General features: G+C 58.3%; 12 protein-coding genes. 2 read left to right on the top strand and 10 right to left on the bottom strand.

Features of this window, described 5'->3' with window-relative positions; genetic code table 11:
• Window positions 1–38: 38 nt before the first annotated feature.
• Together AC0V6T_RS00090 and AC0V6T_RS00095 are read right to left on the bottom strand one after the other, a co-directional pair.
• Complete coding sequence (locus AC0V6T_RS00090) at window positions 39–2,390, bottom strand: LamG domain-containing protein (RefSeq protein WP_486123218.1); 2,352 nt, start codon at window positions 2,388–2,390, stop codon at window positions 39–41.
• Window positions 2,391–2,569: 179 nt separating this feature from the next.
• Window positions 2,570–2,836 (bottom strand): spike base protein, RCAP_Rcc01079 family, encoded by a 267-nt coding sequence (locus AC0V6T_RS00095; protein WP_040464967.1) that lies wholly within the window; start codon window positions 2,834–2,836, stop codon window positions 2,570–2,572.
• A 250-nt stretch (window positions 2,837–3,086) separates the two neighbouring features.
• On the opposite strand from AC0V6T_RS00095, the gene AC0V6T_RS00100 reads away from it, so the two are divergent.
• Window positions 3,087–4,463 carry an O-antigen ligase family protein gene (locus tag AC0V6T_RS00100; protein WP_486123221.1) on the top strand — a complete coding sequence of 459 codons (1,377 nt, stop codon included), beginning with the start codon at window positions 3,087–3,089 and terminating at the stop codon, window positions 4,461–4,463.
• Window positions 4,464–4,488: 25 nt separating this feature from the next.
• On the opposite strand, the gene AC0V6T_RS00105 is transcribed toward AC0V6T_RS00100, so the two are convergent.
• The 4 genes from AC0V6T_RS00105 to AC0V6T_RS00120 all read right to left on the bottom strand — a co-directional run bounded on the left by AC0V6T_RS00105 (window position 4,489) and on the right by AC0V6T_RS00120 (window position 9,396).
• Window positions 4,489–5,469, bottom strand: coding sequence for a glycosyltransferase family 2 protein (locus AC0V6T_RS00105; protein ID WP_486123223.1), 981 nt, complete (start codon window positions 5,467–5,469; stop codon window positions 4,489–4,491).
• Between the two features lie 11 nt (window positions 5,470–5,480).
• Window positions 5,481–6,356 carry a glycosyltransferase family 2 protein gene (locus AC0V6T_RS00110; RefSeq protein WP_486123225.1) on the bottom strand — a complete coding sequence of 292 codons (876 nt, stop codon included), beginning with the start codon at window positions 6,354–6,356 and terminating at the stop codon, window positions 5,481–5,483.
• 91 nt (window positions 6,357–6,447) lie between these two features.
• Window positions 6,448–8,658, bottom strand: a complete 2,211-nt coding sequence (locus AC0V6T_RS00115) for a GumC family protein (protein ID WP_486123227.1) — start codon at window positions 8,656–8,658, stop codon at window positions 6,448–6,450.
• A gap of 12 nt (window positions 8,659–8,670) precedes the next feature.
• On the bottom strand, window positions 8,671–9,396 hold the full coding sequence (locus AC0V6T_RS00120; RefSeq protein ID WP_486123229.1) for a polysaccharide biosynthesis/export family protein: 726 nt from the start codon (window positions 9,394–9,396) through the stop codon (window positions 8,671–8,673).
• Between the two features lie 314 nt (window positions 9,397–9,710).
• On the opposite strand from AC0V6T_RS00120, the gene AC0V6T_RS00125 reads away from it, so the two are divergent.
• On the top strand, window positions 9,711–10,271 hold the full coding sequence (locus AC0V6T_RS00125) for a hypothetical protein (RefSeq protein ID WP_486123231.1): 561 nt from the start codon (window positions 9,711–9,713) through the stop codon (window positions 10,269–10,271).
• Here the strand turns inward: AC0V6T_RS00125 and wecB are convergent.
• The 4 genes from wecB to AC0V6T_RS00145 all read right to left on the bottom strand — a co-directional run bounded on the left by wecB (window position 10,268) and on the right by AC0V6T_RS00145 (window position 13,760).
• Window positions 10,268–11,413, bottom strand: coding sequence for a non-hydrolyzing UDP-N-acetylglucosamine 2-epimerase (gene wecB / locus AC0V6T_RS00130; protein WP_486123233.1), 1,146 nt, complete (start codon window positions 11,411–11,413; stop codon window positions 10,268–10,270). The two genes, AC0V6T_RS00125 and wecB, sit on opposite strands and share 4 nt — an antisense overlap.
• Window positions 11,410–12,714 (bottom strand): UDP-N-acetyl-D-mannosamine dehydrogenase, encoded by a 1,305-nt coding sequence (gene wecC / locus AC0V6T_RS00135; protein ID WP_486123235.1) that lies wholly within the window; start codon window positions 12,712–12,714, stop codon window positions 11,410–11,412. Before wecC ends, wecB begins: the two co-directional genes overlap by 4 nt.
• A gap of 108 nt (window positions 12,715–12,822) precedes the next feature.
• On the bottom strand, window positions 12,823–13,305 hold the full coding sequence (locus tag AC0V6T_RS00140) for a glycosyltransferase (protein ID WP_486123237.1): 483 nt from the start codon (window positions 13,303–13,305) through the stop codon (window positions 12,823–12,825).
• Window positions 13,302–13,760, bottom strand: coding sequence for a glucuronosyltransferase (locus tag AC0V6T_RS00145; protein WP_486123239.1), 459 nt, complete (start codon window positions 13,758–13,760; stop codon window positions 13,302–13,304). Before AC0V6T_RS00145 ends, AC0V6T_RS00140 begins: the two co-directional genes overlap by 4 nt.
• Window positions 13,761–13,839: the final 79 nt, after the last annotated feature.

Below are 13,839 nucleotides of genomic sequence, written 5' to 3' on the forward strand. Positions count from 1 at the left end.
TTTCCTGCCACCTTCCGATCGCAACTGCGCTTCGCCGATCAAGCGAAATCCCCTGCTCGTTTCCACGGGTCGGCATTAGCTTCATCCGCAGTGTTGCCGACCGTCTTGTGTCGGGCTCCGTCCAGGTCGACGGACAGGTTCGCTATGCGAGTGCCGGTCGGGAGCGGCGTGTTGCCGTTCGCGCTCGCCGCGAACACGAAGGCTCGATTGGATTGGAATATGCTGTTGCCAGAGGCTGCAAAGGCAGTGGTGAAGACAGAGCCATTGAGGAGAACCCTGACTTCGCGCTCAGCCTGGTCCACATCAAATTCTACCGTGTGCCACGTGTTTGGAGTGAAGAGACCCGCTGGCACAACTTCGAAGTTGGTCAGCATCTTGGCTCCAGTCCCATCCTCAATCGTGGCTTTGAGCGAGCCATCAGGCTGCAAGGTGAGGTCGCATCCGGTGCTGACCTGAGCGAAGAGCTTGACCCCTTGTGTGAAATCAAAGGGAATATTGAACTGACCGCGAGCTGTGATCCTCGATGTGCCAGCCGGCACGTTCGCTGGATCCTGAAAGTATCCGACAGGATCTCCTTGCGTCAGAAACTCGGTCGGGACCGAGGCAGACGTGATGCTCGCCCCCTGTGTGAAGCCATTGATGGCGATCGAGGCTGTGGCTGTCTCGCCGTCCAGTGCTGCACTTCGACGTCGCACCTGAATGAACTGATCCGGCTCGATTGTGCCACTACTGTCGGTCCAAGCCTGAATCTCGGTTGTGCCGTCGCTTGAAACGGAACGCCATTCTGTTCCGCTGGCTGGAACCACGCTTTGCGATGCGAGGCGATTTAATATCTTGCGCAAGGGAAGTACGATGAGGCTATCGGCCGGCTGGTTTTCGAGAGCATTCCAGTGCGCTCCGCTCGGCAAGCTCTCCCACCTGATTACGGCAGCATGGTCGCTCGTGGTCCAGTCGACGGCTCCAGCAGTGGCGATTGCTCCAAGCCCTTCTCCCTCTGCGGCGGAGACCATAGCAGCCTCGATCTCTGCTCGCTCATAGGCCAGGGGCAAGTTATCAAGGTTCGGGAACACAGCGTCGCGTAGCTGAGCGTCGGATAGTGCGAAGTTGTTCTGGCTTTGCCATTCAGCATCGGTGACGCGCAGCTCACTCGCGATGCATTTGGCGACATATACCGTACCGTCGCCATCGTGATCGACCGAGATGAAAGGAAGATCGGAGCTGGGGTTAGATCCGTCGATTGCCGTTATGCCGTAAACGAAAGCATCGCGGACCTTGAAGTTGGTTCCCTCCTCGCCGAGCGAGAGGGCACGACCGGAACCGCCGATTTGCATCGTCGAGATGAAGAATAGGTTCGTAAAGCTCGGGTCAAAATCGTTGTCAGACACGAAGATGCCCTGGCTCCGGATGCCTTGGCGGCGCGGCGTAAGGCGGATGCGATTGCCAGCGTAGTAGACGGGTCCCACGGTGCCAGATGCGCTGTTCTCGAACATCTGGAACTGGTCGCCATGCGGGTCGCGGGCATCGCCGTTCAATTCTTCTGCAATGCCAGTCCGGGCGAAGGGCAGGCTTTCGATGTTTCTCAGAATGTGGATCGGAACACCTGGTGCAGGAGCGAGTGCGATGATGTCCTGATAAATGCGATCGAAATCACAATCCATCATGATGCAGCCCACCGTTGGCCTTAGGCCCTTTGCTGCATTGCTCAGGTCCCTGAACAGGCAATTGCGAAACTCGATGTCTTCCAAGACTGCGCCGCCCGTCTGGCGCAGTGCATTGGCCAGATATTCCGATAGTCCGATCTCGGTTCGGGCATTAACCTCGCTCGCGCCTGATGGGGCGATGATCGCAAAATGGGTGTCCAGGTCGGGGTCAAGTGAATTGATGCGTATGCGCGCGCCGGGAGCACATTCAATGTCGGCTGTACTTGCGGTCACGTTGGTTGCGCCGACAGCCACATGGACTACCTCGGTGCCTCGATTGAAGAACTCGATCCACCCTGTTGGAGCGCTTGGATCCTTCCAAATGAGGGGATGGGCTGTGCTCTCGGTCGCGGCAGTTGCGACGTTGTCGATCCGCTCATATTCGGGGAGTTCAGCGACGGTATCAAAATCGTTTTGACCTGGACCGTAGCCGTGGCGGAAGGTGGTGCCGTTGAGAAATCGAAGCTTCCCAAACGTACCGGTCCCCAGCATCAGGCAGGCGCTATGGTCGCTCGGCCATCCCGTCATCTGAAAGTTCAGCGAGGAAAAATCGATCCCGCGTACGGTCCCGTTCAATAGGATCGAGGGAACGCTGGCGGACCCATCGGCGCTTCGTATCACTAGCGGGGCACCAGCAGCCTCGATGTCGAGATCAGATATGATGCGCTGGGTGAAATTGCTTCCGCTCACCTCCACTGTTTTTCCCGCGAGGGTCAGTGCGTCATTTGCAAAAACGGCGTCCCACTCCGCATCTGAAGCCACCACGAAGTCTGCGTTTGTCGGCGGTGGAGGAGGTGGCGGAGGCGGGGGTGTCGGATTTGAGCCGCCACTAAGCTGGACTTGGCCAGCCGCAATCATTCGCGCGAGCATTAGGCGCAGGCCACGATCGACGTGGCGGTCGTACCGGCGGCCCGAACATGGCTGGCTCTTACGTAGATGTATCCCCCCGCCGGAACGTTCTCGAACACCACATCGGTCGCCGCATCCATTGCCCGAAGGGTGACGTTTCCTGCGCTGCCTACATAAAGATACTTCGGTACGCTGGCGAGCGGTGTCGTGTCGTTGGGAATTACGGGGAAAGCATTCTCGCTTGGGGTGAGGGCGGTTTGGGCGGCGGACTCAAATTCGTCGGACATTGCGAACCTTTCCATTGATCAGAAGTCTGATTGATAACCAAATCGGTTATATGTAGGAAAGTTGTTTCTTGACTTGCAGTTACGCTCACAGGGATCGCATGTCCCGTGAAGAACGCTCGCACATCTTGGAGTGGAATGGCTTCGCTAACGGTGCTAGCCAGTCGCACTAATGGCTTTCGGCGATCTCTTCGTCGTCTAGCTTGTTGTTGGGGTTTGAGGGAAACCGGGGCGGGCTCATCCGCAAAGACGTATGAACAACACTCAAAGAATTCGCCAGCCTTTGCCGGTTCGCCGGCCAACAGCTTTTTCGCAGAAGCCGGATCGCAGCAGCGTCGTCAGGGTCGGGCTGGCAACGGTGCTCCTCTATCTCATTCTCGTACCTCAGCAATTCAACATCACAATAGGCAGCTTTTACCTTTCGCCATACCGGATATTCCTGCTCGGTGCGACGATCTACCTTCTGACCAGTGCCCTCAGTAAGAGCCTGCGCTTTGTTTGGCCGGACCTGTTTTTGATCCTTTCCATCATCTGGATCACTCTTGCCTCCTACATGACCAGTGGCCAGCTCACGACCGCGATGGTTCAGGGCGGCTCCCACCTTGTTGACATCGGTCTGGCTTATTTTCTTGCCAGGGCGACAATTCAAACCCCGACCGATCTCCGACGGTTCCTGATCCTTGCTGCGCCCGGTGTCGCGTTTACGGGCGTTATGGTTTTTGCAGAGGCTGTTAGTCACCAATATATCGTCCAGTCTCTTGCCTCTGCGGTAACGGGTAATCCGGGCCCGGCGCGCGCCGACGTGCGGCTAGGCTTCATGCGAGGAATGGCGTCATTCCCTCATCCGATCCTTGCAGGCATTTTTCTCGCCAGCTTTGTACCGATTTACATGCTCTCCGGCCTTCGCGGCCTGCCAAGATTCATCGGCTGGGCTGGATCGATGTTCGCAGCATTCACGATGAGTTCTGCTGCCCTTCTGGGCCTCGTTGTCGGGCTCGCAATGTACGCATATGATTGGCTGACGGAACGGTTTTACAATCTCACTTGGAGATTGTTTTTGTCCTTCGCCGGACTTGCTTACGTGGTCATCGAGTTCTCGAGCAATACGGGCTTCTACGGCCTGCTTGTTCGCTATGCATCGTTGAATTCGGTGTCAGCGTACAACCGTGTTCTCATCTGGAAATACGGATCTCAGAACGTTGCCGAGAATCCATGGTTTGGAATCGGTTACGCGGATTGGGATCGACCCGACTGGATGCACTCCGATTCGTTCGACTGGTTCTGGCTCATTGTGGCGCTGCGCTTCGGCATTCCTGCAACCGTCTTTATTCTTGCGGCAGCAATCATGGCGATCGGGATGATTGCTTGGAAATCACGGCAGATGGCCCCAGCGGACTCCCGCTTGCTGCGTGGCGTTGCTATCTCTCTCGGCGTGTTTTCGCTCGGATTGAATTCGGTTTCGCTCTGGCTGACCACTCTTGCATGGTTTTTTATGCTGGTCGGGATCGCGGTCTCGCTGGGGACCTACGCTCCGCAACAGGCTCGGCCAGCCGGACGCCGTGTCATGGTCTGGAAGCCGCATCCGGCAGGAGGCGCGCCGACTGGTCAAGGGCCCCCTGTGCGAGCCTAGTGCGTGACCGTCGGGAGCGTGGCGGTCAGCTCACATTCTCTCGAGTTCGAGCGAGAAGACCTTTGACCGGGTGATAGCCATGCCGCCAAAGCCAGGGCCGCAGCGCAATAGAGCGGTGACTTGTCCCGACGAGGCGATAGTGAGACTTCCAACTGCCAATGAGCAGACCGACAAGGTAACGTTGCCAAGCACCTGCCCAAAGCAAAAGAAACGCGAGCATTTGGTGCATCTTGCTCCAGTGCAACCGCGCAAACTGCATGGTACCCGCAGCACGGTAGAGCAGGCGAGTTTCAGTAAGCGGCTCGCCATGGCCGAGGTCGTGATAGCCGCGAGCCTTGCCTATCCGCCAGAAGCTGTAGCCCTTCTGCCCGAGACGATAGAACAGGTCGACTTCCTCGCTGTAGAGGAAGTAGCTTGCATCAAGCCCGCCGACTTCGTCCCAAGCACTGCGCGAGAACATCACGAAGCTGCCGCTGAGAACGTCGACGCGGGCATCACGCGTAAAATCTTGATGGATCGCAACTGCAGCGCTTGACCGCCCGACGACGCGGCTTGCCATTTCACCAAGCGACGGCAAGCAAACGGTGTTGCTGAGATCAGGCTGACCGTCTCGGTTCAGGGTAACTCCTCCCCAAGCCGCCGCCTCATGATGCTCCTTTGCGCCATGCATTAGCGCATCAAGCGCCCCGGCGTCGAGTTCGGCATCGGGATTGAGGAGCAGCAGATATTCCCCGTCAGCATGCGCAGCGAGCAAGTTGTTTCCTGCGGCGAACCCCACATTGCCTTGGCTTGGAACGATCTGCACCCACGGAAATGTGCCCGCAACCCGTGCTTCTGTCGATCCGTCACCATTGTCCACGAAGAGGACTTCAAAGCTGTGATTACGGCAAGCCGGTGCAATTGACCTGAGGCAGGCGTCGATCACGTCTGCAGAATTGTACGCAACCACCAGAACGCTGATTGTTGGCTTCTCCCCTACTGATGTTGAAGCAAAAGTACTCGCCATGAGCTGGGCCCTCAGGCTTGCCTGGACGTAAGATCGCGGGTCCACATGGCTCCGCGGCCGCGCCACGCATTGAGCCGTGCTTCCAATCGCGCGAGCACTTTCATCGCATAAAACACGATGAGGTTGATTGGTGACACACCTGAACGAAGCGCCACGCTCAGCCCCTGCTGACCTACAAGATTGGACATGTGCGGGCTTGGATACTTTTGGCGAACCTCACGATTGCCCAATTGCCGACGCGCCTCGACTTTGATCTGCTGCGTCGCCGTCCGGGGAGGGCGGACGATAGAGTACACCGGGGTGCCGTCAGAAGTTTCGGAAACCATGCGTTTGGCATCATCGGCAAAGCGTGTGTGGATCCAGATGTCGTCGCCGACGATCGGGGGAAACTCGCCGATCTGATTAATGGCTTCTTTGGAGAGACCATAGCAGCCAGCGCCGCCCTTACCTGCTTTAGCGTAAGGCTGCTCGGCCCATGCGCGATAATACGCTCGCACAAACCAATTACACCGGTCGAGGTTTAACCTGATCGCAGGCGCTGCGGTCATCACGCCGGGCTTATCCAGGGCTTCGGCCAAAGCCGCCAAAGACACAAACCTGCACTCGACATCCGCATCGAGAATGATCGCTGGCGCATGCTTGGCGATACGAAGAGCGGCGTTTATCGCGCCTGTCTTTGAACCTTCCGAAAGGTCTAGAACTTCCGCTTCCGGAGCACTCTCGCGCGCGATTGCCACCGTGTCATCAGTGCAGCCATTTGCGGCGACGATGATCTCCATCTCGTCGCGGCCTGCCATGCCGTCAATCGCCGAAGCAAGACAGCGCGCGATCACGGTCTCCTCGTTATGTGCTGGAATGATCAGCGTGAAGGGCCTGACTTGGGTCACGGCGTCAATCTTCCAAGACCTCTGGCGCTAGAACATCGCCGGGATGAGAACCGGTCGGGCTCGCCGAACCGAAACCGCAACCAGCCGCGTTCTATTTGTCCGATCCGTACTCATAGTAATTGTACTGATATCCGTAACCTTGTCCCGCCTCGAGGGCGCGGTACTTGGTAAGGATCAGGCCGAGCACGTTCGCACCAGCCGAGCGCAGACGTTTCACAGCATTGCGAGCTTGTGCAAACGGTACCTTGTTCGCTTCGAGCACGAAGATCGTGCCGTCGACGTTGCGCGACAGTGTCGGTGCGTCCGCCAGCCCCAAAACCGGGCATGAATCGAACAGGACGAGCGAATATTCGTGGCGCACCTTCTCGATGAACTTGATCATTTCATCCGAAGAAAGAATCTCGGCTGGATTGGGCGGAATCGCGCCGATCGGGAGAACTTCGAGATTGTCGTGAACTCCTTTCACGACAGTTTCCTCAAGCGTTGCATGACCCATCAGCACTTCGACAAGACCGACCTTGGGCCGCTCAAGCTCAAGCAGGGTTGCCACCGACGGACGACGAAGGTCGGCGTCGATCAGCAGAGTCCTGCGGCCTGAGCGTGCGAACAACTCGGCGAGCACAACCGCAGTGGTCGACTTGCCCTCGGATTCGTGCGTCGAGGTCAGCTGCAAAACGTTCCGACTGCGCGGCAGCGAGAACTCGATCGCCACTTTTATCGAGGCATATGCCTCCATCAGCGAGGTAAAGTTGTTCGAGCTCTCTGAATCGATGTCGCGCTCGTCGACGTGGGGCGTGTGTCCGATCAGAGGCAGGTCGATCTTCTGCTCGACCTCATCGAGCGAGCGGACCCGGTCATCGAACATCTCGCGAAGCACTGCGAGACCGGCAGCAAGACCGATACCCAGAACTAGCGAGAGGCCAAGGTTCTGGATCAGGCTTGGCGCATAAGGGCGGCCCGGAACCAAAGCACTTTCAATCTTGGTCATCGTGCCGCTGTTGACGGTTGCGGCACTGCTGATCTGGTTGAAGCGGGCAAGCAGCGACTGAAGCTGTTCACGCAGCGCATTCGCTTCACGTTCGAGCGCGCCAAGTTGGACCATCTCGTCTTGCTCTGCCATCGAGTTGCTCGAGAGCGATCCGAGCTCAGCCTGGAGCGCCTGCTCCTGGTTGCGAGCCACGATGTAGGCATTGCGGACGGTCGATTTGATATCGGCGCTGCTGCGCTCGATCTGCGCATCGAGTATTTCGATCTGCGCGATCAGGTTCTGAATCTGCGGGAATTCGTCGCTGTAGCGCTGACGCAATTCAGCCAGCTCAGCAAGCTTGCCGGTTCGGTTCGTGATCAGCCCCTGAAGGACAGGATTGTTCTGTACCTCGGGAAGCTGCGCTGCTGGCAGGTTCTCCATCGAGCGCCATTTTTGCTCGGCAGCGATACGTGCCGCGCGTGCATCGGCGAAGCGCTGATTGATGCTCGCAAGGTTCGCGTTGGTCAGCGTCGAGTTGGATTGGGTAAGTCCATCGGCCGAAGTCACCGGCTGAACTACGATCCCGGTGTTACGCGCGTACGTGTTGGCATTGCGCTCGGCTTCCTCCAGCCGGCCGCGCACGATTTCGATCTGGTCGCGCAGATACTCAATCGCGTATTCATTGCCTTCGATGGTCTCGCGGGTCTCGGAAGAAATGAACGCGTCTGCGTATGCGTTGGCCATCTCGGCAGCGAGAGCGGGGTTGTCGGAGCGGAAACCGATCGGGATAACCCAACTGGTAGCCGGGATCTCGGACGTTACGCCCCTTACCAAGATCGACGTCGCCATCGCTTCCTTGGCTTCGAGCCATTGCTCATCGGTCATGTCCGGTGAACGGCGCTGGTCGATATCCTGGCCTAGCAGGTCGTACCTTTCGCCAAGATTACGTTCCTGAACGACCACTTCGGCAATGCTGCGGCTCTTGATGAGCTCGACCTGGGTCGCGAGGAACTCGCCAACCTGGTTGCTTGCAATGCCTTGCTCGACGTCCTGGCCCTCGAGAATGAACGCTCCGTAAGGCTCAACACTGACCTTGGCAGTCGCCTGATACATCGGCGTCGACAGCAGCGTCATGATCAACCCAACGGTAAGGGCCGTCAGGATCACGCCCGCAAGGAGCCACCGCTGCCGGAATAGGATGCCGCGTACGGTCGCCAGGCTGATAAGCTGCTGGCGCGGCTCAGCCGGGACCATCTGATGTTCAGGCAGATAGGTCTCAAGCCAAGTGCCACGGCCATCCGGTTCGGACGGATCGATAATAGAGCGGTCGTTCATTTCTTACATCAATTACCGGACTGCAGCGACACCGAAGACGCCAAATGCCGGCAGTGCCTGCAACAGGTTTTGATAGAAAACAGACAGGCCATTGGTGCCCATCACAACGCGGTCACCCGGCTGAAGCACGGGGTCAAGCATGGTGCCTTGGCTCACCTGCTCGTAATCGAACTTGGCAATCATTATGCCTTCCGGGCTCTCACGGAAAACCGCGACTTGTTCCCTCTTTGCGACGTTGGTCGGACCCTTGGCCATCGCAATCGCAGCGGAAAGGCGCGCGCCGGGCTGGAAAGCGAATACGCCGGGCTCTTCGACAGCGCCTTCGACAGTGACAAGGTGCGATGCATATTCAGCGATGTTGACGCTGACCATCGGTGAGCGAAGTCCCGCCCCGAGAAGCCGTCGCGAAACATCTTCTTCGAATTGCTTGGCAGTCATGCCGGCTGCCGGGATAGTGCCGAGCATCGGCAGCGATACCGCACCATCAACGCCAAGGCGCACATTCTCAATCGACAGATCTGGTTCACGGAAGACGTTCACCGAAATCTTGTCAGAGGGGCGCAGCATGTAAGTGGTCGCCCGAGTGTATGAGTAACCAGCCTGGCCAAGGTCGGTGCGGGCCTGCGTCGAAGCCGGACCAATGATCGGCTCAGGCGTAGATGCACAACCGGCAAGAGCAACCGAAGCCAAAAGGGTGGCGGCTCCGAGGCGTTTGCTGAATGATTTTTGCAAAGTCACAAATTCCCCCTAACTAAGGTCTTCCCCTTAGACCGGGCCCTTGGGATGTGCAACCGCTTTGCCGCGAGGAGAAGGTGGTGATCCGCAAGCCGAATGTCCCGAAACGAGACTGCCAAAAGCCCCCCAGATACCCAGTCAAGTATTGAGAAATTGAGCGTCAAGTCAGGACGGCCTTTGGCAGTTCGAGGCTATGGCGCGCTTGCGCATCGAAACGTAGCCATTATCGCTTGGAGTAATCCAAAGAACTTCGCGAGATCGGAACATGAATGTCACGCTGCGTATGACTACAAAGGCATGGAACCAGGCCGCGAGCTATGCCTGAAACGCCTTCGATCCTGAGCATGCTTGCCGCCTGCCTGTATGCAGTTGTCATCACAGCTTCTCTTCTTGCCTTCATCGAAGCGCGCAAGGCACGCCAGAGACCGCTTCACGGCCAAATCTGGATTGCTATCGCAGTAATCTTTACATTGCTCAGCGCCTCGCGCCTGCTTCTGATCGAAGACGCCGTAAGAGCCGATTTGCGTGAAGCTTTGCGAGCCAGCCAAATCTTTGCTGCGAGGCGCGAGATGCAAGGTCCGTTTGTCGCAGGAGCGCTTTTGCTTTGCTTGGCGGTGGGCTTCGGCGGCGCCTATTTCACAATGCGCAAGATCGTTGGACGTCGCGATCGCGCGGTAGCTATCGCAGCTGCGAGTTGTGCAGTCATGTTGGTCATAGTCGCAATGCGCGTAATCTCGCTGCATGCGATGGATTCTCTGCTCTATGGCCCGCTCAAATTGAATTGGGTTGGGGACTTGGGGGCCAGCGCAGCGATCATTGGCGCTGCGAGCTTCTATGTTTTGCTCTTACGCGGCCGGATTGCGCCAAAGGCGCGCTAGCCAAGTGCGTGGCTGTGCGCGATGATGTCGACAATCCTCTTGCTGGCAAAGCCGTCTCCGTAAGGATTGTGAGCCTGGGCCATTGCTTCGTATCGCTCTTGGTTGTCGAGCAGGGCTGAAGCTTCCGCTACGATACGCTGCGTGTTGGCGCCAACGATTTTTGCGGTTCCTGCGGCGACGCCCTCGGGGCGCTCAGTCGTGTCACGCATCACGAGGACCGGCTTGCCGAGACTGGGAGCTTCCTCCTGAATCCCCCCGGAATCGGTGAGAACAATCTCGCTCAATTCCATCATCGCGACGAAGTTCGGATAATCGAGCGGGTCAATCAAAGCGATGTTTGGTTTGTCGCCAAGGCTCGTTTTCATGACGTCGGCCACTTGGGGGTTCGGGTGGACTGGATAGATTATCGCGACGTCGCTGCGTGACGACAGCTGCGTCAACGCTTCTGCTATCTGCTTCATTCCGTCACCAAAATTCTCGCGTCGGTGAGCGGTGACGCAGACGATCCGGCGGCCCTCGAACCGGCCGGCGAGGTGCCCGACTATCGGGGCGAGGGCAGGGTTGGCTTTCACTTTCGCCCTGGTTTCCAGCAGCGCGTCGATCACCGTGTTGCCGGTCACGTGAATTGCGCTCTCGTCCACGTTCTCTGCGCGTAGCGCGTCAGCCGCAGAAGTGGTGGGAGCGAAATGCAGATCAGCCACTGCGCCTGTTACCTTGCGGTTCACTTCCTCGGGCCAGGGCGAATAAATGTCGCCGCTGCGAAGCCCTGCCTCGACATGACCGACCGGTATTCGGCGAAAGTAGCAGGCAAGCGTCGCCATCATCGTGGTCAGGGTGTCGCCATGCACGAGCACCCGGTCGGGCTGCGCAGAATCGAGCGCTTCCCCGAAACGCGTGATGATCCGCGAGGATAGGGCATCCAGGCCCTGGCCGGGCTGCATCAGATCGAGGTCGATATCTGGCGTTATGCCAGCAAGCTTGAGAACCTGATCGAGCATTTCGCGATGCTGAGCGGTGACAGCGACCTGCACATCGAAATCGCCAGACGCGCGAAGAGCCGCCACAACGGGAAACATCTTGATGGCTTCAGGACGCGTCCCAAAGGTAACAAGAATGCGCGGTTTCCCGCCTGAGTGGTTCATTTTTTGAGCATTCCGCGCGTATCAAACACCAGCTTGCCGGTGAGATCCGCTGGCAGCAAGTGTTTGAAAGCAGTGTGGTCAACAAGCACAACGATGACTTCTGCGGTCGCAAGCGCCTCGTCAAGTTTTACCAACTGCGCTCCTGTACCGGCGAAGCCCTTGGGCAGTTCGTCCGCGAAAGGCTCGACCACCATGATGCGCTGACCCCTGGTTTTGGCGAGGCTGAGAGCGATTTCGAGAGCAGGGCTCTCACGGAAATCGTCGATATCGGGCTTGAAAGCCAGACCAAGCAGGGCGACCTTCCCGCCGGGCACGGCATCGAGCAAGGCGCGAACGCGGCGCTCGGTGTAGGTCGCCTTGAAATCGTTTACCTCACGCGCAGTGCGGATAAGCCGCGCTGCCTTCGGAGAACTCGAGACAAGGAACCAGGGGTCCACTGCGATGCAATGTCCGCCGACGCCCGGACCGGGTTGCAGGATGTTGACCCGCGGGTGGCGGTTTGCCAGCGAGATTACGTCCCAGACATCCACGCCCAGATCATCGGCGATGACGCTGAGCTCGTTTGCAAACGCAATGTTTACATCGCGGTAGCTGTTCTCGGTAAGTTTGACCGTCTCGGCCACGCGGGCATTGGTAGTAAGACAATCACCTTCGACGAAGCTTGAATAGAGTGCCGCAGCACGTTCAGCGCAGTCAGGGGTGATGCCGCCGATTACGCGGTCATTCTGCACGAGCTCACGCACGATTTTTCCCGGAAGAACGCGTTCGGGGCAATATGCGAGTGCAATATCGCCGCCTTGCTGAGATCCGTAAACCGGGACTTGCAGATCGGGACGCATCTCGGCGATGATCTGTCCTACCCTTTCAGTGGTCCCAACCGGTGAGGTGCTCTCGACAATAACGCATGCGCCCGGCAGGATCTTGGGTGCGATCTCGCGGGCCGCAGCCTCGACGTAGCTGATGTCGGGTGTGTTCTCGTCTGTCAGCGGGGTAGGAACCGCAATCATGTAGAAATGCGCGGTCGGCACCTGCGTCGAAGCCGTGAGACGCTCGGATTCCGTGGCCTCGCGCACCAACCGGTCGAGGTCGCGCTCTTCGATATGAACGCCGCCCGCGTTGACAGTTTCGACAACCTTTTCAGAGATGTCGACGCCGCAAACATTCCAGCCATGGCTTGCCAGAACCGCCGCGGTAGGCAGGCCGATATAGCCGAGTCCGACAACCACGACCTGGTGGTCGGGAGCAGGCTGGATTGCCGCATCGGGGCCGATGGCACTGGCCGTGTCAAAAGGGGCGTTCATGAGCGTCGTTTTCCTCGCGGCGAATTCGCGCGAGAACCATGGACGCAAATGGGTAAATATCGCGTTAGGCTTGACCGTCTGAGCGCAGGGGCGCGCGGAAGTTGCGGCTCAGATGTTGCCGGTTTCTATGAATCTCACGATGGCTGACTGAAGCTGCGCCTTCGTCGGAGACAGCGCCGCACGAGTGCTTGCCAATTCGAGGCCTTCTGCAATCCGACCGGCGAGCTCCTGCTCCTCGAACGCGATGAGTACTCCGGGGCGGCCCTCCAGATTGTGCACAGTTGCGACCTGATGATCGTTGCGATGCTCGCCGAAGTCATATCGCCGCGGGAACAGAACGATCGGGGTCGAGAGCCTCTGCGCGGTCAGAACAGTGCCGATTCCAGCGTGGCTGACGATTACGCGGCTCTGCTTGACCAGCTCCTCAAACTCAGACGGCGCGATCTGCTCGCGCGCTTCCATATTGGCGGGCTGATAAGAGCCGCGCCCGGTCTGCGCGATCACCGGCATGTCGAAGCTCGGCGCAAGTTCGTCCATGGCTTCGATCAGCCGGTCGAAGCCAAGCTGCATGCCGACAGTCACCAAAATCACAGCACGGCTCCGCGATACTTGACGTTGTCGCCGTCAGCGAGGTGCTTCCACTGGGTGATGCATTCGTGCGCCGTGCGCCTTGAGAGTTTACCGCACATGGAAAGCTGCTCGGCGTTGGCGACGCTGTCGATCCAGAGGGTGCGAGCGCCCGTCAGACGTCCTGCCAGAAGGCAGAAATAGCCCGGCGCTGCGCCTGTCGAGAGGATCACGTCGGGGCGGTGCTTGAGAACGACCCAAAGCGCCTTAAAGGCACACAGAAGCGACTGAACCGGCTTGTTCTGGTTGCAATCGGGCAGTGTCTCAACAGCCTCGATACCATGCTGTTTTGCGACCGCCGGATCGGTTGTCGCAAAGCGCAGGTCGTATGCCTCAAGGCAATCGCGCAGGAGCATCAATTGCTCCCAGTGGCCTCCACCCGAAGCTGCCGCCAACACCTTCACGCCGGACTTTGTCACTGTGTCTGAGTGTCCCTTGCGACCACTGATCCCTGCCGCGCTCCTATGGCGCGGTCTTGCTCTTGGCAAGGTGACGCGG

Source organism: Erythrobacter sp. S158 (assembly GCF_057364915.1).

Excerpts from the sequence above, each read along its gene's own strand:
- wecB (WP_486123233.1), bottom strand. The coding sequence starts at position 11,413 with ATGAACCACTCAGGCGGGAAACCGCGCATTCTTGTTACCTTTGGGACG.
- AC0V6T_RS00100 (WP_486123221.1), top strand. The coding sequence starts at position 3,087 with ATGAACAACACTCAAAGAATTCGCCAGCCTTTGCCGGTTCGCCGGCCA.
- AC0V6T_RS00125 (WP_486123231.1), top strand. The coding sequence starts at position 9,711 with ATGCCTGAAACGCCTTCGATCCTGAGCATGCTTGCCGCCTGCCTGTAT.
- wecC (WP_486123235.1), bottom strand. The coding sequence starts at position 12,714 with ATGAACGCCCCTTTTGACACGGCCAGTGCCATCGGCCCCGATGCGGCA.
- AC0V6T_RS00105 (WP_486123223.1), bottom strand. The coding sequence starts at position 5,469 with ATGGCGAGTACTTTTGCTTCAACATCAGTAGGGGAGAAGCCAACAATC.
- AC0V6T_RS00115 (WP_486123227.1), bottom strand. The coding sequence starts at position 8,658 with ATGAACGACCGCTCTATTATCGATCCGTCCGAACCGGATGGCCGTGGC.
- AC0V6T_RS00095 (WP_040464967.1), bottom strand. The coding sequence starts at position 2,836 with ATGTCCGACGAATTTGAGTCCGCCGCCCAAACCGCCCTCACCCCAAGC.